This window comes from Ochrobactrum sp. RH2CCR150 (assembly GCA_014138095.1).
Lineage (GTDB): Bacteria > Pseudomonadota > Alphaproteobacteria > Rhizobiales > Rhizobiaceae > Brucella > Brucella gambitense.
In genome coordinates, this window is sequence record JACGXE010000025.1 from 1 (window position 1) to 23556 (window position 23556).

Genomic DNA, 23556 nt, shown 5'->3' on the forward strand with positions numbered 1-23556 from the left:
GGGAGGATTATGGATATGATTGGTATGGGGGAATATGACGCCTCGAAGCCGCCTGAGCCTCTAGCCACTATAAACTGCATTGAAAAGGCGATTTGCATAATTCTTGACTAGTAGTCAGCACTTCGCCTATTGCGGGGGACAGTGGTTCATATCCATTCAAGGCGTAAGGAGCGATATTGCTACTCATGCAAATTTGGGGCAGGAAACCTGTACTGGCAATCAAATGGTTGAAATAGTTGATCGTTCTCCGAGATCATTCTGTTCGCTTAAATACCGCGAACAGAACTAGTTGCAGATATGTATACGGATGGGTTCTTCTGCCCTACCACCCAATTCCATACATTTCTTTTTCGAACAGAAAGTCCAGCCTCCGCCCGTCTTGCCGGAGGCTGCGAGGATGATTTCACCACGCGGTGGAATATTTGGGTGGTAGATATACCAGCCATCTTTCAGAACCGCATCCGCAGGCGGATCCATCCCCGCGCCGGAGCCCTTGATGCGGGCTTCCGACAAGACCAGCCCCTGAGATGAGACAGTCCAGGACTCCTGCCATGGCACTTTTTCGACGCTGTGGGTCCATGACAGCAAGAAGCTTGTAGCGGCGATTTTCAGGACGCCGCCAGCCGTTGCAATGCAGACCGCCATCAACCGGATGACGCGACAACGGAAGGCCGCGACCTCCAGAAGTGCCATATCAAGAACGCGGCGCACGCAGCAAAGCCAAGCTCATCACTATAGGGATAGGTTGCAAGCATCAAAGCAATTGCAGCAAAAGCCCATATGCGTTCCCACATGTTCAGCGGTGTTCTTAGATGACCGATGGCGGCGGCGCCCCAAAGCAGAATGCTAAGCAGAGCCTTGATGAACATATAGACAAAGGCTGGCCAGAAACCGAATTTTTCTGAAAGCGGTCCGCCCTCTTGGAGCATGATGACCGGTTCATACACCGCCATGAAAGGCACAGCGAACCCCGCGACTGCGATCCGGATCGCTTGCATGCCGATCTTCATGCCCGACTCTCTCGCGATAGGCGCCGCCGCGAAAGCTGCAAGCGCAACGGGCGGCGTGAGATCGGCCATGATGCCAAAATAGAAGACGAACATGTGCGACACCAGAAGTGGCACTTCAAGGTGCAGAAGCGCAGGCCCCGCGATCGACGATGTGATGATGTAATTTGGAATGGTCGGAATGCCCATGCCAAGCACAAGACACGCCAGCATGGTTAGCACCAGAGAGAAAAACAGCGAGTTTTCGCCAACGCTGACGATCACGCGGGCGAAAGTCGACCCGGCTCCGGTAAGCGCCAGAACGCCGATGATGACGCCAACAAGGGCGCAGGCGATGCCGACGGGAAGCGCGTTCTTTGCGCCCTCCGCGAGACTTTGAAGACAAAGGCTGAGCGTTTCACGACCGCCTCGTACCAGAAAATTTATCGCGACCAGAAGTGCTACAAGAGCAATGATCAGCGTAATGCCGCGTAGGGCATAACCGAAGATACTGAAGGTCGTACCAAATGCAGCGGCGGACATGACACCCAGCGTGACCCAGAACAGCACACGCAAAGGCATAGACATGGAGCCGGAAACCGGCACACCAAGAATGATGAGGGCGGTCAGGCTAAGGCCGACCGTGCCTGCAAAAAGTGGCGTATAGCCGGAGAAAAGCAGCCATACCAATGCGACGAGCGGCAGAACCAGAAACCAGCGTTTTCTGATTGCTTCGAGAGCACTTGGCATTTCGCCTTTGTTGAGGCCTTTCATCTTAAGGCGACGCGCCTCGAGATCAACCATCACGAAGACAGTTATAAAATACAGAATAGCAGGCACAATTGCCGCTTTGACGATCTCAACATAAGGCAGACCCAGCGTTTCGGCCATGATGAAAGCAACCGCGCCCATGACCGGGGGCATGATCTGGCCACCCATTGACGCCACAGCCTCGACACCACCGGCAAAGGCCGGGCGGAAGCCGGACCGCTTCATAAGCGGAATGGTGAACGCGCCCGTGGTCACGACATTGGCGACGCCGGACCCGTTGATCGTTCCCATCAAGGCAGAGGAGATCACCGAAACTTTTGCCGGGCCACCCCGCGATGCGCCGACCGTGCCCATCGCAATGTCGTTGAAGAGCTGGATCATGCCCGCACGCTCAAGAAAAGCCCCGAACAGGATGAACAGAAAAATATAGCTCGACGAGACATAGATCGGCGTGCCGTAAATTCCTTCTGTTCCCAGAAACAGAACCTCGACCACCTGCTCGAAATCATACCCGCGGTGATTAAGCGGCTGCGGCAAATATTGTCCGAACAAACCATATGCCAGAAATATCGCGCAGATGAGCGGCAAGGTCCAGCCCATCATCTTTTTCCCAGCCCAGAAGACGAGAGCGACCACGAGAATGCCGATTACGATATCCGGCGTATTGGGTTCGCCCGCCCGAATTACAAGGTCTTCGTAGAATACCCAATGATAAAGACTGAGCGCGAAGGTGAGGATTGCCGCCAGCCAGAACGCCGCTCGCTTTGCAGCGACAGTGCTCGCATTGGCATAAAGGCCGAAAAGAAGCAGAAGCAGAAAGCCCACATGGACGGAGCGGACGACCTGACTTGGCAATGGGGAATAAGCGGAAGTCCAAAGCTGGAAAACCGAAAAAGCCACGGCAATGGCAAACAGGATTTTTGCGCCTGTGCCTGTGCCCCAGGCGGGAATATGCTCGGCCGATTCTACGGCACTCTTCTCGCTCTGCGTCATGAACAAACCTTCATCCGTTTATGCATGTTGGAAACAACGGTTTCGGAAACGACGCCATGTAGAAGAATCGGGCCTCAACCGCTAAAAAGGGGGACGGCGCCCGAGATTGTTACGCGGGCGCCAACCGACGAAAGAGCTCAAACCAGCCTATTCGATGCCTTTTTCCTTGTAGTAACGCAATGCGCCGGGGTGGATCGGAACCGGAGATACGATGGTGCTTTTGTCGAGCTTGATTGTCTTTGCGGAAGAATGAGCAGCAGCCAGCTGGTCGAGATTCTCGAAGAACCCCTTGGTCATCTGGTAAACCAGTTCTTCATCCATATCAGGACGAACGATCAGATAGTTGATCACGGAAGCCGTCACGACGTCCTTGTCCTGGCCACTATAGGTATTCGCCGGGATTGTGTTGACCTGATAAGGCGCACCAATCTTCTCAATGACGTCTGCCGGAACCTCAACAACGTTGATGTCCACGGAGTTGGCAAGGTCGCGCAACGAGGCCACGCCAAGTCCGGAAGACTGCAAGGTCGCGTCCAATTGGCGGTTCTTCATCAGCTCGACAGATTCTGCGAAAGGCAGATATTCGATCTTGCCGAGATCGTCATAAGAAAGCCCCGCGGCCTCCAGAATGGTGCGAGCATTCAGTTCGGTTCCCGATTTGGGCGCGCCGACGGAAAGACGTTTTCCCTTGAGATCGGCCAATGTCTTGATGCCGGATTCCTTGGAGGCGACGATCTGGACATAATTCGGATATATCGCGGCAAGGGTGCTGAGATTGGTGAGCTTCTTTTTAAAGCCCGCAGCTTCATTGCCTTCATAAGCGTCGCGCAGGGAATCTCCCAGCGTGAAGGCGACTTCCCCGCGACCGCTATTAATTAGGTTGATATTCTCGATGGACGCCTTGGTCGCCTGAACCGAGGGTCGCACATCGGGAATGCTCGAATAGATTTTTTCCATCGCGACCCCGAGCGGATAGTAGACGCCGCTGGTGCCGCCCGTCAGAATATTTACAAATTCTTCAGCTCGTGTTTGCGTTACACCGACGGCTAATCCTAGAGCCATGGCCAGACAAACAGTAGTTTTACGATTAAAAAATTGCATGCTCCCTCCTCACCTCGAAAGATACCGCTGGACTATCAGTTCAGCGATCAGACAAAAGTCTATGCAGAATGCTTTTCTGCCATATTCGAAAATGTCCTCCCACAGACTTGCTGAACGCTACAGCATTCTTTCTAAAATCCCAAACTGTTTTGGAATTCTGACGTCATCAATATAGATTCGTGTTTTATAAAGCAGCATACGAAGCCGAAATAACGCTGATATTATATATAACGTATTGTATTCATTATTAATGATAATAATATTTAGATGGCAATCAAATATATAACTGTGAAAATTGCAATTATACATTGAAGCGGCGACGAAAAATTCAATTTTGCTGAATGGGTAATTCTTTCAGGCCGGCAGCAGCGACCAAAGACCGATCGAGCGCTTGACAAGCCATGGCTAGCTTTTCATGCTCCAAGACATAATTTAAACAAAATTAATGAGGGAACGGAGAGAAAAATGACAGTGAGAAAGTTCAGTCGTCGGGCGGCATTTGCCGTTGTTGCAGGTTTTGTTGCCGTTGGAACGAGCATTGCTTTTGCACAAGCTCCTGCGTTTTTTCGCATCGGCACCGGTGGAACGGCAGGCACCTATTACCCGATCGGTGGGCTGATCGCGAATGCGATTTCCGGTGCCGGAGATAAAGGTGTCCCAGGATTGGTGGCCACCGCTGTTTCATCGAACGGATCAGTCGCTAATATCAACGCGATTCAATCTGGCTCGCTGGAGTCGGGTTTTACGCAGTCGGATGTTGCTTACTGGGCTCATACTGGCACTGGCCTGTATGACGGCAAGGGCAAGGTCGAAGATCTGCGTCTGATCGCGACTCTTTACCCTGAAACCATACATCTGGTAGCGCGTAAAGATGCAGGGATCAAATCTGTTGCCGACCTCAAGGGGAAGCGCGTTTCTATTGATGAGCCCGGTTCTGGCACGATTGTTGATGCTCGGATCGTTCTTGAGGCCTATGGCCTGAGTGAAAGTGACGTGAAAGCAGAGCATCTAAAGCCAGGTCCGGCGGGCGAGCGTCTGAAGGATGGCGCGCTCGATGCTTATTTCTTCGTTGGTGGATACCCCACGGGAGCGATTTCGGAGCTTGCTACATCGAATGGCATTTCTCTTGTTCCGATTTCCGGCCCCGAGGCTGAAAAGATCAGAGAAAAATACACTTTCTTCTCAAAGGATACCGTGCCGGCAGATACCTACAAGGATGTTGGGCAGACAGAAACGCTCGCCGTTGCGGCCCAGTGGGTGACGAGCGCAAAGCAGCCGGATGAACTGGTCTACAACATCACAAAGACTCTCTTCAATGATGCAAGCAGGCAGGCTCTCGATGCCGGTCACGCAAAAGGCAAGCTTATCAAGCTTGATACAGCAACCACCAGTCTTGGAATTCCGCTGCACCCAGGTGCGGAGCGGTTCTACAAGGAAGCAGGTGTTCTTAAGTAAGTCTATCCTTTCCAAGTGGAATGAATGGGCACGTTGAAACACAACTCAGAGATGCGGGCGCCAGATTGGTGCCCGCAAAAGGTTGGGTTTCATGACATCCAGGTGGATGTGAAACTAAGGAGGGCTGGTGTGGTGAACGGTCAAGAAACGAAACTTTCGCCCATGGAATTGGATGAGGCCAAAGCACGAGAGCTTGAAGAGCAGTTCGATTCCGAGATACGGTTTCGTCCGCTGGCGCCGATTGCCGCTCGTATCGTCGGGTTCCTGCTCATCGTTTTATCTTTGTTTCACTACTATACCGCAGGTTTCGGCCTTTTGTCGGAAATGGTGCATCGCGGCATCCATCTTTCCTTCGTGTTGGGCCTGGTTTTTCTAGTCTTCCCCTTTTCGCGCAAGGGTTACGATCAGCCTGAAACCTCTTCGCTGCTAAGGCCTCTCGGTATTTCTATCATTGACTGGACGTTGGCGATTATCGCTGTTGTGGCAGTACTGCACGTCCCTTTAATACCGCTTGACGATCTTGCTTTCCGGGTTGGCAACCCGACCACCACAGACGTTGTTCTTGGAGGTTTGTTGGTCGTAGTGCTTCTGGAGGCGACACGGCGCTCGGTGGGCTGGCCGCTGCCCATTATCTCAATTCTGTTCATGCTTTACGCGCTCTATGGACGCCATATGCCCGGCATATTGGTTCATCCGGGTGCGACTGTAAGCCAATTGATTGATCATCTTTATCTGACGACGCAGGGCATCTATGGTATCGCGCTCGGCGTCGTTGCCACCTATGTCTTCCATTTTGTCTTGTTTGGTGTTTTCGCAACCCGCATTGGTTTGGGGCAGTTGTTTCTTGATTGTGCAGCCTGGGTGGCAGGGCGCTTCGCTGGCGGACCTGCAAAGGTGTCGATTTTTGGCTCAGCGCTATTCGGTATGATCTCTGGTTCTTCAGTCGCCAACACGGTCACGGTCGGTTCTCTGACTATCCCTGCGATGATCCGGCTTGGATATAAAAGGCATTTCGCGGCAGCGGTGGAATCGGCATCCTCAACGGGGGGACAAATTACGCCTCCGATCATGGGTGCAGCTGCGTTCCTGATGATCGAATTTCTCAACTTGCCTTATACGACTATCATCCTGGCCGCTATTGTGCCGGCCTTTATGCATTTTTTCGGTGTGTTGATGCAGGTTCATTTTGAGGCCAAGCGCAATGGTTTGCGCGGCATGACCAAGGAGGAGTTGCCAGATCTCGGTGAGGCCTTTAAGCGCGATTGGCCGACAGTCATTCCACTCGTGGTGCTGATTGGTGTTCTGTTGTCCGGTTATACGCCTTATCTCGCGGCCTTCTGGGGTATAACCTTGTGTATTGCGGTCGGCCTTCTTAATCCCCGCAAGCGCATGACGGTGGGGGAGATACTTGACGGTCTGCGAGACGGTGCGAAATACGCTCTTGCCGTTGGTGCAGCGGCGGCTACTGTCGGCATTATAGTGGGCGTGGTAACGCTCACCGGGGTTGGTTTCAAAATTTCCTATATAGTAACATCGACAGCCGCCCAGCTCGCCGGCTTTTTTGGGACGATCCTGCCAGTTAGCTGGTTTGGACCGCAGAGTCTCACACTCCTTTTTACGCTCATAATGACCGGAATTGTCTGCATCCTCATGGGGTGCGGCATTCCGACAACGGCGAACTACATCATTATGGCCACGATTGCCGCACCTGCTCTGGGGCTTCTTGGTGTGGAGCCCATCGTCGCGCATTTCTTTGTATTCTATTACGGCGTTCTGGCCGACATAACACCACCCGTGGCGCTCGCCGCCTATGCAGCTGCGGGTATGGCGGGGGCCGATCCATTCAAGACCGGTAATACGGCGTTTCGCTTGGGATTGGGCAAAGTATTGGTGCCGTTTGTCTTCGTTTTTTCGCCGTCGCTGTTATTGGTAACATCCAATTTCAATTGGCCTGACTTCTTTATAGCGTTTTTCGGTTGCGCCATCGGTATTACCGCACTTGGCGCTGCGCTCTCTGGCTTTTTGTTGGTGAGAACAAAGCCTTGGGAGAACATCCTTATGATCTTGGCGGCGGTTCTATTAGTTGCACCGGAGATTTACTCATCGATGTTGGGCTTGCTCATGTTAGTTCCCGTTGGAATTCGGCAGTTTTCTGGGTTTAAAACAGCAAAGATGCGTGAAGCCCACTGAAGCTCTTCCATCCGTTGCAAATTGCCCCATGTTACTCTGCCCGCAACGCTCACGATATATTGTTCCAAATGTTGAATATGACGATGGATACTGCGGTCAGTAGAAAAAGAATTGTGGCGAGAGTTCGCGATAGGACGCCGCGTCTCCCGAGACAGAATCTTGACTGGCAATCTGGGAATGAAACGACTGGCTCAGTTACTTAGTCTCAATTCTATTTAGTTCAACTATTTCATCATGTGTAACGCCGCCTTGAGACCGCATGAATTTCTCAATCAGACGATCTCGATTAACTGGTGCTTTGAGCCTGTCAGCCGATTCCAGTGCCTCGATCAATTCGTCCTTGGCAAGCTCCGTGCAATAAGCGGGCGTTCCGGGTTGTTGTCTCCAGGAGTCCGATATAATTCCGGCGTCGACAGTGTCGAAACCGGTTTCCTCGACGAGCTCCATGATTATCGCCTTGGCAACTGGCTCGTCACCGGACACAGGTATCGCTATGCGTACGCCTGTCCCCTTAGGGCGGCCTCGTTCGGCCAGAGTGGTCGCCAATGCAGCATTCCAGGCCTTGATAACCGGAAGTCCAAGTTGCAGCTCGATCCAGACGCTCTCTGGTACGCCACCATCGATGCCTGAAATCACGCCGTCGCGAAACGGATAATAGTTCGAAGTATCTACGATAATGGTGCCTCGGGTAACTTTCAAAAAGCGACACATAAGATCTCGATTGTTTCCAAATGGGATCGAGAGAATAACGACATCGACATTTTCTAACGCCACCTCCTTCGATACGGCTGCCGCACCGATGTCGCGCGCCAGCGCGCGAAGAGATCCCGGTCCTTTTGAGTTTGCAATTTTAACTTCATGACCGGATGCTGCCAACTTCCTCGCGAGGGTAGCACCAATATTGCCGGCACCGATAATACCAATTTTCATAATGAGAACCCTTAAGTTATGGGATAACTGCTCAACTAGACCGGTAGTCCCGATTGTTTACGCAGGCTTTTATCGAATGCCGCTTCAGGTACGAGCCGACGCAGCAGTCGTATTTTTCCAGCGAGCTTTCCGGCGGTGTAGCGGCGCTTGGGAGAAGACGCAGTTGCAGCTGCGACAACTGTAGTCGCTACCGTTTCAGGGGTATCTCCGACAGCGATCTGATCACGCAAGTGCTCCGACATCGTAAAGCGCATCGGCTCATATAGGCCGATAGGCTGGTCGGGCTTCAGTACATTTTCCTCAAAGGCGGAGCGAGTATAGGCAGGCTCGATCAGAACCACCCGAACTCCAAACGTGCGAATCTCGTGATCGAGAGATTCCGAATAACCCTCTATCGCATGTTTGGTTGAGGCATAAAGCGCATTGTAGGGCGACGGGATGAGACCCAGTACCGAGCTCATATTTATAATGCGGCCTGACTTCTGTTTGCGCATTACGGGCAATACCGCATTCGTAACTCGAATGACGCCGAAGACATTCACATCAAATAAGGCATGCGCCTGAGCGATTGAGGATTCTTCCGCCCCGGCCAGGAGGCCAATACCGGCATTGTTTACCAGCACATCAATCGAACCTGCTTCCTTCAAGACAGTCTCGACCAGCTTTGCCACCGACGTCTCATCAGTGACATCGCAAGGCACCATGGTGATGCCGTCGACATTTTCGTAATTTGCGCGCCTGCTTGTTCCGAACACGCGGTATCCGGCGTTAAGCAATGCTTTTGCCGTGGCCAGGCCGATGCCGGAAGAGGCCCCGGTGACAAGAGCAACATCAGGTTTTGAGCGATTCATGGAAGCTGTCCTCAGTGTTTCACGACTAACGGCTGTAAGTCGGTCTGTCCGGATTTCTGTTTCAAATTTCGTTGTTCCAACGGCGGAAAAGCACGCTGGCATTCACTCCTCCGAAGCCGAAACCATTGGAAAGTGCATACTCCATGACTTTCGACTGGGCTTCTTTCGCCACGAACCCGAGACCTTCACCGGCACTATCCGGGTCATCCAGATTAAGAGTGGGTGGTGCGATCTGGTCACGCAGAGCAAGGATCGTGAAAATCGCTTCCAGTCCACCGGCTGCGCCCAGGAGATGGCCAGTCGCCGATTTGGTTGCGCTGACTGCCAAGTCGGCCCGGCACCCAAATACGGATTTTATGGCCGTCATTTCGCCCAGATCTCCGATCTGGGTAGAAGTCGCGTGCGCATTGATATGCGCGACATCGTCATAGGAAATGCCAGCCTGGGATACGGCAAGCTCCATCGCCCGTCGCGCGCCGCTGCCGTCTTCGGGCCCTGAGGTGATGTGATGTGCGTCAGCAGATGTTCCGTATCCAGCCAGTTCAGCCAGCGGAGTTGCTCCACGCGCCAAAGCGTGACTGAGTGCTTCTATCACAAGGATGCCGGCACCTTCGCCCATAACAAATCCGTCACGTTGGGTGTCGAACGGACGGGAGGCTTTTTCAGGAGTATCATTGAAACCCGTTGACAATGATCGTGCGGCTGCAAATCCGCCCAGGCTGACTTCGTTGATGCAGGCCTCCGTCCCGCCACATATCGCGATATCGGCTTCGTTGGATCTGATGAGGCGTGCGGCGTCTCCGATTGCCTGAACACCGGCCGCACAGGCCGTGACCGGTGCTCCAATTGGCCCTTTAAAACCATGGCGGATTGATACCTGTCCTGCTGCCAGATTGACGAGGAACGACGGAACGGTGAACGGTGAAAGACGACGGGCACCTTTTTGGTCAACGGTTCGGACTGCCTCTGTAATAGCGGGAAAACCGCCAATGCCGGATGCTATGATGGTTGCGGTCCGCTCTTTCTCGGTTTCCGAAACAGGTTGCCATCCAGCCTGCTTTAGCGCCTCGTCAGCGGCTGCAAGGGCGAATAATATGAAACGGTCTACCTTACGCTGATCTTTTGGGGCAAGAACACTATCAGCATCAAAGCCCGCCTCAGTGTCTTCCGATATGGATGGCACCACACCACCGATTTTCGATGGCAAATCGCCCACAATGTCATCGGAAAGTCGTTTCACGCCCGAACGCCCGGCAAGCAAACGAGACCACGTTACCGGCACATTGGCCGCAAGGGGACTGACTGCCCCCATTCCTGTCACAACGATACGGCGCATGACGAATACTCCGATTTCAATCCATTGATTCTGAACGAGCACCGGCCAGACCGCTCATGCGCCTTGCTTCGGCAGCTGCCGCATCGAGAAATCGTTTGGATAGGTCCTTATCGTTCACAACGCGAGAAAGCGTAACGGCACCAACCATGATGGAAAGCAGTGCCATGGCTCTGTCGCTTCTTTCTCGGGCCGGTGTGCTTGTGAGCAGTTCATCAAGAACGGCCAGATGGCCGCGGATACCATCCTCGAAGGGAGCTTTCACATCCGGGCTTTGGCGTGCAACGTCGGCGCCAAGCGCCACGAGAGGGCATCCATCTCCAATTTCATCCCGATGGTCGAGGGAGAGATAGAGATTCAAAATCGCTTCCAATTGAACGGCGTTGCCCGCAGCAGCGTCGGCCCACCTGCGAGTAGCGCCTTCCATCGCGCGGCGTGATGCTTTGGCCGCTAGATCATCTTTGGATTCGAACTGCTTATAAAAGCCCCCCTGTGTCAGGCCGGCGCCCTTCATCAAGTCCTTTAGTCCGATGCCATCAAATCCATGCTGCCGGAAAAGCCTGCTTGCAACATCGATCACTGTCTCGCGATTGGCTTCCGCCTGCGCTCGGCTGACTCTCATTTGCCACCTCCTTTAGATTTCATTTGACATCTATAACAAATTTAGATGTTAATTGCAATCTAAATAAATCGCTTTTGTCCGTTTAGAAGGTCCACCTGCTATGAAGCGCAAACACGTTTTGACATTAGGCAGCGGCATTGCTGCATTGGGTGTCGCTGCGTTCATCTTATTCGAAGGATCCGGCCATGAACGGACCGATGCCGATCCACGTAGTGCACCAGCTCTGGTTCGTCTGGTTGCAGCACAGTCAGCCGGCTCCCAGACACGTTCATTTACCGGTACGGTCGAAGCAAAAATCCAGAGCAATCTCGGGTTTCGTGTGCCAGGGAAGATTGTTGAGCGGCTGGTGGACGTCGGACAACAAGTCAGGGCTGGACAAGCCCTTATGCGTATTGATGAGACAGATTTGCAGTTGGCACTGACTGCGAAGCGAAATGCAATTGATGCAGCACGCGCAATCCTCGTACAAGCTCAGGCGGACGAACGACGCTATGCGATCCTGGTTAGAAAAGGACTGGCAGCGACGCCACAGCGTTACGAACAGGCAAAGGCTGCTCTCGACACGGCTGCGGCTCAGCTATCGGCCGCAGAGGCAGAAGCCCGCGTTGCAGAAAACGAAGCCAGCTATTCGGTCCTGACCGCAGATGCTGACGGTATGGTCGTAAACACTCTGGGCGAACCGGGACAGGTTGTCGCCGCGGGTCAGACAGTGGCTCAGCTTGCTCACAACGGTCCGCGCGAGGCAGTCGTTTGGTTGCCTGAAACAGTGAGGCCAACGCTCGGATCGGTTGCCAGAGCAAACATCTATGGAAATGGCGAAAGCGGCGGTAACGCGCGTCTTCGTCAGATATCGGATTCAGCCGACGCACAAACCCGAACCTATGAAGCGCGCTATGTGCTTGAAGGGGCCGCCGCGTCTGCGCCTCTTGGGTCAACGGTCACGGTCGAGGTTTCGGATAGCAGTCAGGCTACCGGTATTTCTGTTCCCGTCAGCGCTGTTCTGGACGATGGAAATAGAACTGGCGTGTGGGTCGTTAATTCGGCGACCTCCACAGTCCATCTGGTTCCGGTGACAATTGAAGAGGTAGGTCAGGAGAATGCTCTCGTCTCTGGTGTCGAAGCCGGCCAGCAGATCGTTGCTCTCGGCGCGCATCTCCTCAGGGAAGGTGATGCTGTTCGAACGGAGCAACAGTTGAAGGTGGAAAACCAATGAACTTCAATCTGTCTGCATTGGCGGTGCGTGAGCGTGCCGTAACTCTCTTCTTCATCATATTGATGGCGGCCGCAGGTGTTTACGCATTTCTGAGCCTCGGCCGTGCAGAAGATCCATCGTTCACAATCAAGACTTTGACCGTCACAGCGGTGTGGCCAGGCGCAACTTCACGTGAAATGCAGGATCTCGTCGCAGAACCGCTTGAAAAGCGATTACAGGAATTGACGTGGTATGATCGGGTGGAAACAACAACGCGTCCCGGATACGCATATCTGACCGTTACGTTGAAAGACAACACGCCCGCAAGTGCAGTTGAGGAAGAGTTTTATCAGGCCCGCAAAAAGCTGGGTGACGAAGCGCGCAATCTGCCTGCAGGCGTCTTTGGCCCCTTCGTCAACGACGAATATTCTGATGTCAGTTTCGCCCTTTATGCGCTGAAAGCCAAAGGAATGCCTATGCGCGACCTCGTGCGTCAGGCAGAAACAATTCGCCAGGATCTGCTGCACGTTCCGGGCGTCAAGAAAATCAATATCCTTGGCGAGCGTCCCGAGCAGATATTTGTCGAATTTTCTTACGCGAAGCTGGCCACACTTGGTATCACGGCACAGGATATAGCGACGGCTTTGCAACGGCAAAATGCGGTCACGCCGGCAGGTTCCATCGATACGCGCGGGCCGCAAGTGTTCATACGTTTTGATGGGGCCTATAACAGTATTCAATCTGTTGCTGAAACGCCTATTGTTGCAGCAGGACGAACATTAAAGCTCTCGGATTTTGCCGAAGTAAGGCGCGGTTATGAGGAGCCAGCGACCTATCTGATCCGCCATCAGGGTGAACCCGCAATCATGCTCAGCGTTGTGATGCAGCAGGGATGGAACGGTCTTGACCTTGGAAAGGCACTGGAGGAACGCTCGGCAACGATTGCGCAGTCTCTGCCTCTCGGAATGACGCTCGACAAGGTGAGCGATCAGGCGGTGAATATCGATACTGCCGTCGGTGAATTCATGCTCAAATTTGCCATGGCACTTGGCGTGGTTCTCTTCGTCAGCCTCGTCAGTCTTGGCTGGCGGGTAGGAATTGTTGTTGCACTGGCCGTGCCGCTAACGCTGGCCGTGGTGTTCCTCATAATGCTGGAGACGGGCCGGTTTTTTGACCGTATCACGCTCGGTGCGCTCATTCTTGCGCTCGGTTTGCTTGTCGATGATGCCATCATCGCGATCGAGGTGATGGTGGTTAAGATGGAAGAAGGTATGGACCGTATCAAGGCTGCTGCCTATGCGTGGAGCCATACCGCTGCACCCATGCTGTCTGGCACACTCGTGACGATTATTGGCCTTATGCCCGTCGGTTTTGCGCGTTCAACCGCGGGCGAATATGCCGGTAATATATTCTGGATTGTCGGCTTCGCCCTCATCGTGTCGTGGTTTGTAGCGGTTGTGTTCACGCCATATCTTGGTGTGAAGCTGCTTCCTGCAATCAAGCCCGTGGAAGGCGGACATCACGCGATCTACAATACGCCAAACTATCGTCGACTGCGGCAGACAATCGAGTTTGCCGTTCGCCATAAATTCATGACCTGCGCGATCGTGGGTATATTGATGGCGCTCTCGGTTGTCGGTATGGGCGCCGTCAAACAGCAATTCTTTCCGACGTCCGATCGGCCTGAAGTTCTGGTCGAAATACGGATGCCTGAAGGTACCAGTATCGAGACAACGACGGCTACGGTCGAAAAACTGGAATATTGGCTGAAGGAGCAACCGGAAGCAAAGATTGTCACCAGCTATGTCGGGCAGGGTGCACCCCGTTTCTTCTTCGCCATGGCTCCGGAATTGCCTGATCCGGCTTTTGCAAAAATAGTTATTTTGACGCCGAACGCAGAAACACGCGAGGAACTCAAACACCACCTTCGCGAAGCTATATCGCAGGGTCTTGCGCCGGAAGCTTACGTACGTGTAACGCAGCTTGTATTTGGTCCCTACACACCGTTTCCCGTTGAATTTCGCATCATCGGACCCGATCCGGCAAACCTGTACAAGCTCTCGGAACAGGCGCTTGCAATAATGAAGACGGTTCCAGACGTGCGTCAGCCCAATCGGGATTGGGGTAACCGCACGCCGGTTGTGCGCTTCATACCGGATCAGGATCGCCTGAAGCTGATCGGCCTGTCACCGGTCGAAGCAGCACAACAGTTGCAGTTGCTTCTCAGCGGCCTTCCTGTGACGCAGGTCCGGGAAAATATCCGTGACGTGCCGGTTGTGGCCAGAAGCGCCGGGCCAACCAGGCTGGATCCGTCCCGATTGGGAGACTTCTCGCTCATGAGCAGGGATGGTCGCCAGATTCCACTCGATCAGATAGGCCACACCGAAATTCGAATGGAGGAACCGATTTTAAAACGTCGGGACCGGATGTCTGTTGTGACAATTCGATCCGATATCAATGAAACTACCCAGCCACCAGAGGTTTCGCAGCAAGTCATGACAGCACTTCAGCCTTTGATCGCGTCGCTTCCTGTCGGCTACCGCATTGAAATGGGGGGGAATATTGAGGAGTCACTCAAGGCCAACGTGGCTCTCGTCAAGATTTTCCCGGCAATGATTGCAGCAATGCTGATCGTCATTATCCTGCAAGTCAGGAGTTTGTCGACGATGACAATGGTCATGTTGACTGCGCCGCTAGGGCTTGCAGGCGTTGTCCCGGTTCTGCTGATCTTTAATCAACCCTTCGGTTTTAATGCCATCCTCGGTTTGATTGGTCTTGCGGGAATTTTAATGCGTAACACGCTAATTCTCACCGAACAGATTAAAGAAAATCAGGCTGCCGGTCTTGATGATTATCACGCCATCATCGAGGCGACTGTTCAGCGCACGCGGCCTGTTATCCTGACAGCGCTTGCTGCCGTACTTGCCTTCATTCCGCTGACCCATTCAGTGTTCTGGGGTTCAATGGCTTATACGCTGATCGGTGGAACAGCTGTCGGGACAGCAATGATCCTGCTCTTCCTTCCAGCCCTTTATGCGGCCTGGTTTAGAATTAAGCCCTCGGCGGAGGCCGCAGTGAAAGAACCGTCTATGACAACCGTGCGATCAGCACTGGCAGCCGAATAGGCATCATCCCGGAAAACCATTCAGGCTTCTCCGCCAAATTCGGAAAGGCAGTTATCCCCAACTCGCCTTTCCGAAACGAGGCCCGGCATGTCCCCCGCAGGGCTTCACTTTCGCCGAAACGGGCTTTGATAGCCACCTACTTGCGATTCTTGACTGGCAATCAGATCATCTCTCAACAGAGGAGGCCAGTGGTTCATATCTTCTTAAGGTGTTGCCGGTGAAACAGGGGTTGCAGACTTATGCTTAACTGTGAAAGGTTACATCCCGCTGTACCAATCGTGCCCGGAACGATTGAAAGTTCGCCCAGACAGGAACTTCAAAGTAATGTTGAACTTCGAGCTATTCAGATGGGCTTTGCGATATTGCGGCTGGCCATTGGTGTTCTTTTCCGGGCTGGTTGGTGCCAAGTTCGCCTTCGACAGCGATCACCCTATGGTATTGTTCACCGTAGTGTATGCTGCCGCCGTCGCTGTGTTGTTTATTATGGAACGCATTATTCCATATGAAGGATGCTGGCTTGAGGCAGATGGTGAGACCTGGAATGATATCGCTCATACGTTGTTGACCAAAGGACTTGTTCAAGTCGCCGCACTTGCTGCGGCGCTGTTTCCCATGATCGCTGCCAGCTTTCTGCAGCCGCTGGCTACGCTTCAGTTTAGCTTCTGGCCGACCACATTGCCTTGCGTGCTACAGGTTGCATTGGCCGTAATCATTGCGGAGTTCGGCCTGTATTGGTCTCATCGCATCGCGCACGAACGATTGTTCTTTTGGCGCTTCCACGCATTGCATCACTCTGTGACCCGGCTTTGGGTCGTCAACACCGGTCGGTTTCATGTCGTCGATTCCCTGTTTAAGGTCGGGCTAAGCCAAGCTCCGCTTTATTTCTTGGGCGCACCACTACAGATATTTTGGTGGTTAGGTGCCATCACTGCCTTTGCGGGCATTCTCACCCATTGCAATGTCGACATGAGGACGGGGATATTCGACTATGTCTTTAGTACGCCCCGCCTCCATCGTTGGCACCATTCGAAGGACATTCGCGAAGGAAATACCAATTACGGCGAGAACATTGTCTTGTTCGACCAGATATTCAGAACCTATCATAACCCGGATCGACCCTCATCCACAGACATTGGCATCAAGGGGCAGGTTGCAAAGGGATTTCTCGCACAATTGGCACAACCGTTCTCAAAGGATGGTGTTCGCCGAATACTTGGCTCGCCTCCAGAGAATTGATTATGACGGCAAACAATTATGTCGCGCATTTATCGAATAAGTAGAAACGTCGGAGAACTGGCGCAGATCCCTTAGCTCCATAAATTATGAATACGCCTGAATCCAATAAATTCGAACTATTTAACGGATTTCTCCACCAATATTGCTTTTGGGTGAGGCAACGTTCCTCCGGGATAATCAGCTTCTGACGAGCAATCAACACATCTCCCGATGACAGGGTCAGCGGTTCATACCCTTTCAAGGCGAGCGGTCTATGCTCTAACGATAGTTCGCTTCTTGACTAGCAATCTTGAATTGAAGCTACCTTCACTTACAAAGGAGGGGTCGAGCTCGTTATTGACTCTAAATCAGAATTCCCCAACCGGTCTGCCCCAGTTCAGCGCGTATCGGGTGAAACGAAGCTGACCGCTGCGCGTCAACGCCCCTTTGTCGACCAGGTCCTGCAAATCGCGGGTGGCGGTGGCGCGCGACGTGCGGGTGATGGCGAGATAATTGTCTGCGCTGAGGCCACCGATAAAGCCCTCGGGGCCCGCCTCAAACAGACGCGCAATGACTTTCTCCTGACGGGGATTGAACGCTCCCCTGTAACGGTCGTAGAAATGTGCCTTGGCGATGTAAAAGGCGACGCGATCCAGTGTTGTTTGTTGAGCCGTCAGCACGGTTTGGGAAAACGATACCAACCATTCGGTGACGTCGAGGGTTCGCTGATGGATTTCCAGTTGGTCGTAATAGGCTTTCCGTTGCTGCTCGATGGTAAAACTGAGCATGATCAGGCTCGGTTGTCCCAGTGACTGGGCGAGTGCTTTTTCGGCCAGTGCGCGACCAAGCCGTCCATTACCGTCCTCGAACGGGTGAATGCTTTCGAACCACAAATGGCCAAGCCCGGCGCGGGTAAGCGCGGGGAGGGGCGTGCCGCCGGTCAGGGCGCTTGTGTTGAACCACGATATGAACCGGTGCATTTCGTCTGGTACCTGCGCTGATGGCGGCGCCTCGAAATGAATCGTCGGACGGTCCAACTGGCCAGAGACGATCTGCATGGCGTCGGAATGGCTGCGATAAGCACCAATACTCTCCAAATGCCGACTGCCTGCCATCAACATGGTATGCCACCGAAACAGTGTGGCGTCATCGAACGGCAGGGCATAGGTGTCATAAACGTCGACCGTCATTTCCGCGATCCCGTGTTCACGCGGTTGCACCGAACGCCGGTCCGTGTCCAGGCCGAGTTGTCGCCGCAGTGATGACTGAACGCTCAAGCGGTCCAATGTTTCGCCTTCAATCGCGCTCGTCTTGACCGCTTCGTCGCTCAAGAGTTCGATGCGCAACCGGTCGCGCTCGTCGGGATCAATGTGGCGCACAGCGCCGATGACCTCGCCGGAGGAGAGCAGAAATCGCTGTTCCAGTGCCGCGAGCGCAGAAGCGTCATAGCGAAAATGTGGCCAATCAGGCTGTGTCCAGTTCCAGGGCATGAGCGATAACATCCGTTTCTATCGCTCTCACTATCATATGTTTATGAGCAATAGAAGCCACCTCTGTTGCTCACCATCCTAATTGCGGAGAAGATGTTGCGTCCGCTTTGCGCCACCATAGCGGTCATCATCGATGATGGAAGTGTTTCTGACACTGGCCGGACTACCTATAAGCAGAAGACGGGTTGCAACTTGCTCCAATATAGAGTATCCCCCTATATTATAGAAACGGAGTTCAGATATGAGTGCGCCATCGGATCCGAACTACGACCATGAGCATTCGCACGCTCACGACCGTTGCCATAACAGAGCCCTAAACGCGTCCCATGAACACGTCTTCCTCGGTGACGACCATGCCCGGAACGAGCGACGTACCTGGTTGGTGATCGCCATCACGGCCAGCATGATGGTCGTCGAGATCGTGGCAGGCAATGTATTTGGGTCGATGGCTTTGACGGCAGACGGTTGGCATATGTCCACCCATGCTGCTGCGATGCTTATTGCCGCGTTGGCCTATCTCTATGCGCGCAAGCACGTTGGCAATCCCCGCTTCTCGTTCGGCACAGGTAAACTGGGCGATCTGGCGGCATTCGCCAGTGCTATCGTTCTGGCCCTGATCGCGCTCTTGATCGGGTGGGAGAGCTTTCTCCGCTTCCAGGCACCTGTCACCATCGATTTCCAGGAAGCCATAATCGTGGCCGTCATCGGCTTGCTGGTGAATCTGGTGTGTGCATGGCTGTTGAAAGACGACCACCATCATTCACATGATCACGGCCACTCGCACGACCGCAACGCGACCAAGGATCAGAACCTCAGAGCTGCATATTTGCACGTCCTGGCCGATGCGCTGACCTCCGTTCTGGCCATTGCAGCGCTTGTCCTTGGCAGTGTCTACGGCTGGCTCTGGCTTGACCCGGCAATCGGCATTGTTGGAGCAGTCGTAATCGCCCGATGGTCGTGGGGCCTTATCCGCGATGCGGGGAGCGTCCTCCTCGATTACGTCCCTAAGGACGAAGACCTTCCGGAGGAAATTGAGCAGATCATCAGCAGGGAAGATGCTCAGATCGTCGATCTGCACGTATGGCAGCTTGGTCCGGGCCACCATGGTGCGATCATCTCCATTGTCACTGACAAACCTCGGGCACCTTCCTATTACCGGTCCAAGCTCGCAGTGATCCATGACCTGTCGCATGTGACGGTCGAGGTCGAGTCCCGAGCAGCCTGATCACTTACATCCGAGGAGCATCCGCATGAACCATACGATCCGCGAGAAGCAGAAACTTATAAACCGGGTTCGCCGCATCAAGGGACAGGTGGAAGGCATTGAGCGGATGCTTGAGGAGGAAAAGGGCTGCGAGGAAGTGATGCAGCTCATCGCTGGCGTCCGTGGAGCCATAAACGGCCTCATGGGCGAAGTCCTGGAAGACCACATCCGAATGCATATCGCCGCCGAAGGACTGGTACAGAAGGACCGTGACGAAGGTGCATCCGAGCTGATCGACGTTGTCAGGGCCTACATGAAGTAAGAAGATGACGAATGGCTCACCATGCGCCGCAATCTGCCCGTACGGTCCGCGCAACAAGTAGCGCCTTGGTTGCGGACGCACGGTCGAAGAGGTCAGGTCCTGTGAGAATCCCATACCATTTCACAGGACGAAGCTTTTAGCCGTCTTGAAGCGCCGCCTGTCTAGGCTTGAATAGAACTCGGCCAGATCAAGGTTCGGTTTGCCCGCCACATGTCTGTTTTGCGCCCTCATTGCGGTCATTGGCGCAGCATTATCACGCTTTTCAAAGCGGTCGTTCCGCTTATCCTGTTTTTAACGGCCGCGAAGGGGTGGAAAGCGGACTGGCAAGTTTTAGCGAGAAAGAACGCATAACCGCCTTTTGATTGATAGGCGGACATAGTCTGTATTATGGGTCATTTGTCAGCAGCGAAATTGACGACTTCCGAAACCAGCACTGCATCTTGACCACCAAGACCATGATAGCCTAGGGAAGCACATCCTCCAGTTCCTTTTGTGCCTCCGTCGATCCATATAACCTTGCGAACACGATCTCCGGCCCAAACCTGAAATGGAGCCACGCCCGCAGGATTTGTGACGCGACAGTCATCTTTCCGGTGATGAATCACCAATGTGGGAGGCAATAGCGCAGGATCACGAAGAATGTCCGCGACGCCATCCAATGGCCCTGAGCGCGCATTCAGCTCACCGGAGGCGAGCACGATTTTGTCAGGCTTCGCGCCGTGTGCCAGAGCTTTCGCTGTCCGCCGCGTTGCATTGCTAAGAGAAACAATGGTAACCGGGCGCTTCAGACGCCTCATATATTCCACGGCATCGCAGAGACTGGTTTCCTTATCGACAAGCAGGATGTTGAATCCGCTCGCTGCAAAAGCGTCCCGATTTCTAATAATTGCGCTTAGTGGCTGTTCGGTGAAGGTTCCATCTGCGCCGACATTCAGGCGCTGACTGCCTCCCGCCAGAAGAAGCAGACTTCCTTTCGGGTTTTCTACTCGCACTAAAATGTTGGCAACGCCACCAACATACACAGTTCTCCCGTTTGAAACCGAGTGCCGCGTCACTTCCTCCGCATCGGATCGATCTGCTACTAAGCATGAAAGACCGATCACCAAAGCCAGACAGAAATTACGCGCTCTGAGAATTCTCATGAAATTCAACCTCTACACTTTTAATACATCTTTCCCAGAATAATCGAGCAACCTCGAACTTCCCAAGTGTGTGGCACTTTTCGCCTAAAAGCCCTGACCGATTTTAACATGATCGCACGGACATCTGAACGACCACAACAAAGGTCGAAAGCCACCGGATCGCCATTCTTAGTCTCCGCAGGGCGAGTATTCTTTCGATCGCGCAAATGGAAAGGCTACCTTTGCCGGCGAGGTTACGTGGTGCCGTACAACCTAGGGGACTGGTTTCGCTCCATCGACTTTGGCAACGTGCGGCCCGGCCTAGCGCATGTCGCGAGGGAATTCGAGGGATTGGTACCCCGCCTGACGCCGTTAATCGCCGACGGCGAGACCGATCCGGTGCTTCGCTCCATCCATAAGCTTCCGGTCGGGTCCTGTTGGAATCGTGTAGCAAGCCTCACCCTAGTCGCGACGGGGTACACCTCACGTCACCTTCCGTCGGCGAATGGACGCATCTGCCATATAAGACGGAACCTAATTTGCCAAGGCGATCCTCCGCTACGCCGAGGACAACGACTCTACTTTTGCGGATTATGAAAGCTACCTGTTTCCTCGCGTCGATGAAATCGCTGCAGCGTCCCCGCAGATTCTCGCCCGGTTCTTCGGCATGCTGCGTAGTGGAGCGTGGTCGAGCTCGTCAAACGTGCCGGGCGTGCAGACGCGAATGCCAATTCAGAGTTGCCCGTACCACGCCGCTTTTCTCCTACGAGTCGCGTCAAGCTTTCTTCGCGGAATAATCCATCTGCCGCAGGTCTTCAAGCAAGCTCGGGCCTGTCGGCGCCCAACTCAGTTTCTCCCGCGTCTGCGCACTGGATGCCACTATGTCTGCTGCGGCGAACATGGCAAACCAGCCGAAATGCGGCGACGCTTCCTCTGCGGAAAGGGAGACGATCGGGAGGCTGAGACCGGCAGCGACCACTTCGGCTATATCCCGCGCCGCCACGCCTTCTTCAGCAACTGCATGGTAACGTGCACCTGCGTCAGCACGCTCAATGGCAAGCACATAGAGCTTCGCCACATCAAGGACGTGGCCGGCCGCCCAGCGGTTGTCGCCTTGCCCGACGTAGGCGACCACGCCCTTTTCCCGCGACATCTCGATGTAGGGGGAGATCAGGCCCTGCTTGACGGTATCATGCACTTGCGGTAGCCGCACGACAGACAGGTTTACGCCTGCTTCGAGCAACGTTTGCCCCGCCAGTTCCGAGGCGATGCGCGGATTGAAATGATGTGCATCGAAAACGTCTTCCCTGGCAGGCTGACCATCGCCTGGGTCTCCGATGCCAACGCCCGACGTTATAAGCAGTGGCCGATTGGACCCCTTCAGGACGGATCCGAGCGCGGCGATAACAAGGCGATCCTTCTCGCAATTTGCCACGAAATTCGTGAAATTATGATCAAAGGCAGTATGGATGACCGCGTCCGCGTTTCGTGCTCCGTCTGCTAGCCCGGCTGGATCCTCTAGTCTTCCTATATGAGCACTTGCACCAGCCGTTGCCAAGGCGTTCGCTCCAGCCTTAGAACGGGTAAGGCCGATCACTTCATGGCCGGCGGCCAACAATTCCGGAAGAATACGGGATCCGATGAAACCCGTGGCACCCGTTAGAAAAACACGCATGGTAAGTCTCCGATATTGACGTAGCTCCTGATCCCATGAAAAATTGTCCTGTTAAAGTAGTGATTTTATCATGGTATAATTTCCAACAGGATCATAATCGTGAGCAATTCCGAGAATGCCCTTGGTACATTCCTGCGTGATCGGCGTATGCGGCTTGATCCCGCTACATTCGGCTTTCAGGTTGGACGCCGCCGCACGCCAGGTCTGCGCCGCGAGGAAGTAGCTCAGCGGTCAAGTATAAGTCCGACCTGGTACACCTGGCTGGAACAGGGGCGTGGCGGAGCGCCGTCACCGCATGTGCTGGACCGGATTGCGAACGGGCTCATGCTGACCGAGCCCGAACGCGACCACCTCCACATTCTCGCTTTCGGTCATCCGCCGGAAGCACGGTATCGTCAGCCTGAAGGCATAACACCGCGACTGCAACGCGTCCTCGACGCCATGCCCTTCAGTCCTGCCATTATCATGACAGCGACATGGGATGTGGTGGCGTGGAACGTAGCTGCAACCGTGATCCTTACGGATTATGCCAGACTCCCCAAGGATCGGCGCAACATCCTTCGCATGATGTTTTCCGACGAACGGGTGCGCGCGGCACAGGACGATTGGCGAAGTGTTGCCCGTTATGTCGTTGCCGCGTTCCGGGCCGATGCCACGCGTGCAGGTGCGGGTGCGGAAATACAGCAGTTGGTCAATCAGCTTTCCGCCAGCAGCCCCGAATTCAAGGCGCTCTGGGACGACAATGAGATCGCTGGTCTTCAGGAAGGCATCAAGCGTCTCCGCCATCCTGCAATGGGACCGATAGAACTTGAATTTTCGACCTTTACCGTTGAAGGGAGATCCGACCTCCGCATGATGGTTTATAGTCCAGCGAACCTTGAGGTGATGGAGCAGTTTCGCTCCCTGATTTCTAGGGCATGTCCCGAGGAGTAGTGTATCGATACGACGGTTCACGTAATAAGTCCGGCTTACGGCACCCG

At 53.9% G+C, this 23556-nt stretch carries 18 protein-coding genes; 8 read left to right on the forward strand and 10 right to left on the reverse strand.

The window, feature by feature from the left end:
• Positions 1–285: 285 nt before the first annotated feature.
• From FHW03_RS25010 to FHW03_RS25020, 3 genes are all read right to left on the reverse strand, one after another.
• Positions 286–645, reverse strand: coding sequence for a DUF1850 domain-containing protein (locus FHW03_RS25010; RefSeq protein WP_182523158.1), 360 nt, complete (start codon positions 643–645; stop codon positions 286–288).
• Positions 645–2750, reverse strand: a complete 2106-nt coding sequence (locus FHW03_RS25015; protein ID WP_182523132.1) for a TRAP transporter permease — start codon at positions 2748–2750, stop codon at positions 645–647. Before FHW03_RS25015 ends, FHW03_RS25010 begins: the two co-directional genes overlap by 1 nt.
• Before the next feature lie 147 nt (positions 2751–2897).
• Positions 2898–3851 carry a TAXI family TRAP transporter solute-binding subunit gene (locus FHW03_RS25020; RefSeq protein ID WP_182523133.1) on the reverse strand — a complete coding sequence of 318 codons (954 nt, stop codon included), beginning with the start codon at positions 3849–3851 and terminating at the stop codon, positions 2898–2900.
• Positions 3852–4316: 465 nt separating this feature from the next.
• On the opposite strand from FHW03_RS25020, the gene FHW03_RS25025 reads away from it, so the two are divergent.
• The gene (locus FHW03_RS25025) at positions 4317–5306 is read left to right on the forward strand and encodes a TAXI family TRAP transporter solute-binding subunit (protein ID WP_007881537.1); all 990 of its coding nucleotides are present in this window, start codon (positions 4317–4319) and stop codon (positions 5304–5306) included.
• A 162-nt stretch (positions 5307–5468) separates the two neighbouring features.
• The gene (locus FHW03_RS25030; RefSeq protein ID WP_182523159.1) at positions 5469–7496 is read left to right on the forward strand and encodes a TRAP transporter permease; all 2028 of its coding nucleotides are present in this window, start codon (positions 5469–5471) and stop codon (positions 7494–7496) included.
• A 195-nt stretch (positions 7497–7691) separates the two neighbouring features.
• On the opposite strand, the gene FHW03_RS25035 is transcribed toward FHW03_RS25030, so the two are convergent.
• From FHW03_RS25035 to FHW03_RS25050, 4 genes are all read right to left on the reverse strand, one after another.
• On the reverse strand, positions 7692–8480 hold the full coding sequence (locus tag FHW03_RS25035; protein ID WP_377515734.1) for an NADPH-dependent F420 reductase: 789 nt from the start codon (positions 8478–8480) through the stop codon (positions 7692–7694).
• Positions 8462–9277 carry an oxidoreductase gene (locus FHW03_RS25040; protein ID WP_182523160.1) on the reverse strand — a complete coding sequence of 272 codons (816 nt, stop codon included), beginning with the start codon at positions 9275–9277 and terminating at the stop codon, positions 8462–8464. Before FHW03_RS25040 ends, FHW03_RS25035 begins: the two co-directional genes overlap by 19 nt.
• A 61-nt stretch (positions 9278–9338) precedes the next feature.
• Positions 9339–10613: a beta-ketoacyl-ACP synthase II gene (gene fabF, locus FHW03_RS25045; RefSeq protein WP_182523135.1), complete on the reverse strand. Its 1275-nt coding sequence runs from the start codon at positions 10611–10613 to the stop codon at positions 9339–9341.
• 16 nt (positions 10614–10629) lie between these two features.
• Positions 10630–11232 (reverse strand): TetR family transcriptional regulator, encoded by a 603-nt coding sequence (locus FHW03_RS25050; protein ID WP_182523136.1) that lies wholly within the window; start codon positions 11230–11232, stop codon positions 10630–10632.
• 100 nt (positions 11233–11332) lie between these two features.
• Between FHW03_RS25050 and FHW03_RS25055 the strand changes: the two genes are divergently transcribed.
• The 3 genes from FHW03_RS25055 (at position 11333) to FHW03_RS25065 (ending at position 16785) form a co-directional block, all read left to right on the forward strand.
• Positions 11333–12445, forward strand: a complete 1113-nt coding sequence (locus FHW03_RS25055) for an efflux RND transporter periplasmic adaptor subunit (RefSeq protein ID WP_182523137.1) — start codon at positions 11333–11335, stop codon at positions 12443–12445.
• Positions 12442–15549 carry an efflux RND transporter permease subunit gene (locus FHW03_RS25060; protein WP_182523138.1) on the forward strand — a complete coding sequence of 1036 codons (3108 nt, stop codon included), beginning with the start codon at positions 12442–12444 and terminating at the stop codon, positions 15547–15549. The genes FHW03_RS25055 and FHW03_RS25060 overlap by 4 nt, the downstream gene beginning before the upstream one ends.
• Positions 15550–15873: 324 nt before the next feature.
• Positions 15874–16785, forward strand: coding sequence for a sterol desaturase family protein (locus FHW03_RS25065; protein WP_182523139.1), 912 nt, complete (start codon positions 15874–15876; stop codon positions 16783–16785).
• A gap of 347 nt (positions 16786–17132) precedes the next feature.
• Here FHW03_RS25065 and FHW03_RS25070 read toward each other — a convergent pair whose 3' ends face one another.
• The gene (locus FHW03_RS25070) at positions 17133–18254 is read right to left on the reverse strand and encodes a Fic family protein (protein ID WP_182523140.1); all 1122 of its coding nucleotides are present in this window, start codon (positions 18252–18254) and stop codon (positions 17133–17135) included.
• A gap of 241 nt (positions 18255–18495) precedes the next feature.
• Between FHW03_RS25070 and dmeF the strand changes: the two genes are divergently transcribed.
• Positions 18496–19479, forward strand: coding sequence for a CDF family Co(II)/Ni(II) efflux transporter DmeF (gene dmeF / locus FHW03_RS25075; protein ID WP_182523141.1), 984 nt, complete (start codon positions 18496–18498; stop codon positions 19477–19479).
• Between the two features lie 25 nt (positions 19480–19504).
• On the forward strand, positions 19505–19780 hold the full coding sequence (locus FHW03_RS25080) for a metal/formaldehyde-sensitive transcriptional repressor (RefSeq protein ID WP_182523142.1): 276 nt from the start codon (positions 19505–19507) through the stop codon (positions 19778–19780).
• Positions 19781–20172: 392 nt separating this feature from the next.
• Here the strand turns inward: FHW03_RS25080 and FHW03_RS25085 are convergent, their stop codons facing one another.
• Together FHW03_RS25085 and FHW03_RS25090 are read right to left on the reverse strand one after the other, a co-directional pair.
• On the reverse strand, positions 20173–20922 hold the full coding sequence (locus tag FHW03_RS25085) for an alpha/beta hydrolase (protein ID WP_280992475.1): 750 nt from the start codon (positions 20920–20922) through the stop codon (positions 20173–20175).
• A gap of 754 nt (positions 20923–21676) precedes the next feature.
• On the reverse strand, positions 21677–22576 hold the full coding sequence (locus FHW03_RS25090) for an SDR family oxidoreductase (RefSeq protein ID WP_182523143.1): 900 nt from the start codon (positions 22574–22576) through the stop codon (positions 21677–21679).
• A gap of 99 nt (positions 22577–22675) precedes the next feature.
• Here FHW03_RS25090 and FHW03_RS25095 point away from each other — a divergent pair, with 99 nt between their 5' ends.
• On the forward strand, positions 22676–23509 hold the full coding sequence (locus tag FHW03_RS25095) for a helix-turn-helix transcriptional regulator (protein WP_377515725.1): 834 nt from the start codon (positions 22676–22678) through the stop codon (positions 23507–23509).
• Positions 23510–23556 lie beyond the last annotated feature (47 nt).

Coding starts and splice junctions, on each gene's coding strand:
- FHW03_RS25025 (WP_007881537.1), top strand. CDS start 4,317: ATGACAGTGAGAAAGTTCAGTCGTCGGGCGGCATTTGCCGTTGTTGCA.
- FHW03_RS25040 (WP_182523160.1), bottom strand. CDS start 9,277: ATGAATCGCTCAAAACCTGATGTTGCTCTTGTCACCGGGGCCTCTTCC.
- FHW03_RS25085 (WP_280992475.1), bottom strand. CDS start 20,922: ATGAGAATTCTCAGAGCGCGTAATTTCTGTCTGGCTTTGGTGATCGGT.
- FHW03_RS25015 (WP_182523132.1), bottom strand. CDS start 2,750: ATGACGCAGAGCGAGAAGAGTGCCGTAGAATCGGCCGAGCATATTCCC.
- dmeF (WP_182523141.1), top strand. CDS start 18,496: ATGAGTGCGCCATCGGATCCGAACTACGACCATGAGCATTCGCACGCT.
- FHW03_RS25010 (WP_182523158.1), bottom strand. CDS start 645: ATGGCGGTCTGCATTGCAACGGCTGGCGGCGTCCTGAAAATCGCCGCT.
- FHW03_RS25020 (WP_182523133.1), bottom strand. CDS start 3,851: ATGCAATTTTTTAATCGTAAAACTACTGTTTGTCTGGCCATGGCTCTA.
- FHW03_RS25030 (WP_182523159.1), top strand. CDS start 5,469: ATGGAATTGGATGAGGCCAAAGCACGAGAGCTTGAAGAGCAGTTCGAT.
- FHW03_RS25050 (WP_182523136.1), bottom strand. CDS start 11,232: ATGAGAGTCAGCCGAGCGCAGGCGGAAGCCAATCGCGAGACAGTGATC.
- FHW03_RS25090 (WP_182523143.1), bottom strand. CDS start 22,576: ATGCGTGTTTTTCTAACGGGTGCCACGGGTTTCATCGGATCCCGTATT.
- FHW03_RS25080 (WP_182523142.1), top strand. CDS start 19,505: ATGAACCATACGATCCGCGAGAAGCAGAAACTTATAAACCGGGTTCGC.
- FHW03_RS25060 (WP_182523138.1), top strand. CDS start 12,442: ATGAACTTCAATCTGTCTGCATTGGCGGTGCGTGAGCGTGCCGTAACT.
- FHW03_RS25065 (WP_182523139.1), top strand. CDS start 15,874: ATGTTGAACTTCGAGCTATTCAGATGGGCTTTGCGATATTGCGGCTGG.
- FHW03_RS25055 (WP_182523137.1), top strand. CDS start 11,333: ATGAAGCGCAAACACGTTTTGACATTAGGCAGCGGCATTGCTGCATTG.
- fabF (WP_182523135.1), bottom strand. CDS start 10,613: ATGCGCCGTATCGTTGTGACAGGAATGGGGGCAGTCAGTCCCCTTGCG.
- FHW03_RS25070 (WP_182523140.1), bottom strand. CDS start 18,254: ATGCCCTGGAACTGGACACAGCCTGATTGGCCACATTTTCGCTATGAC.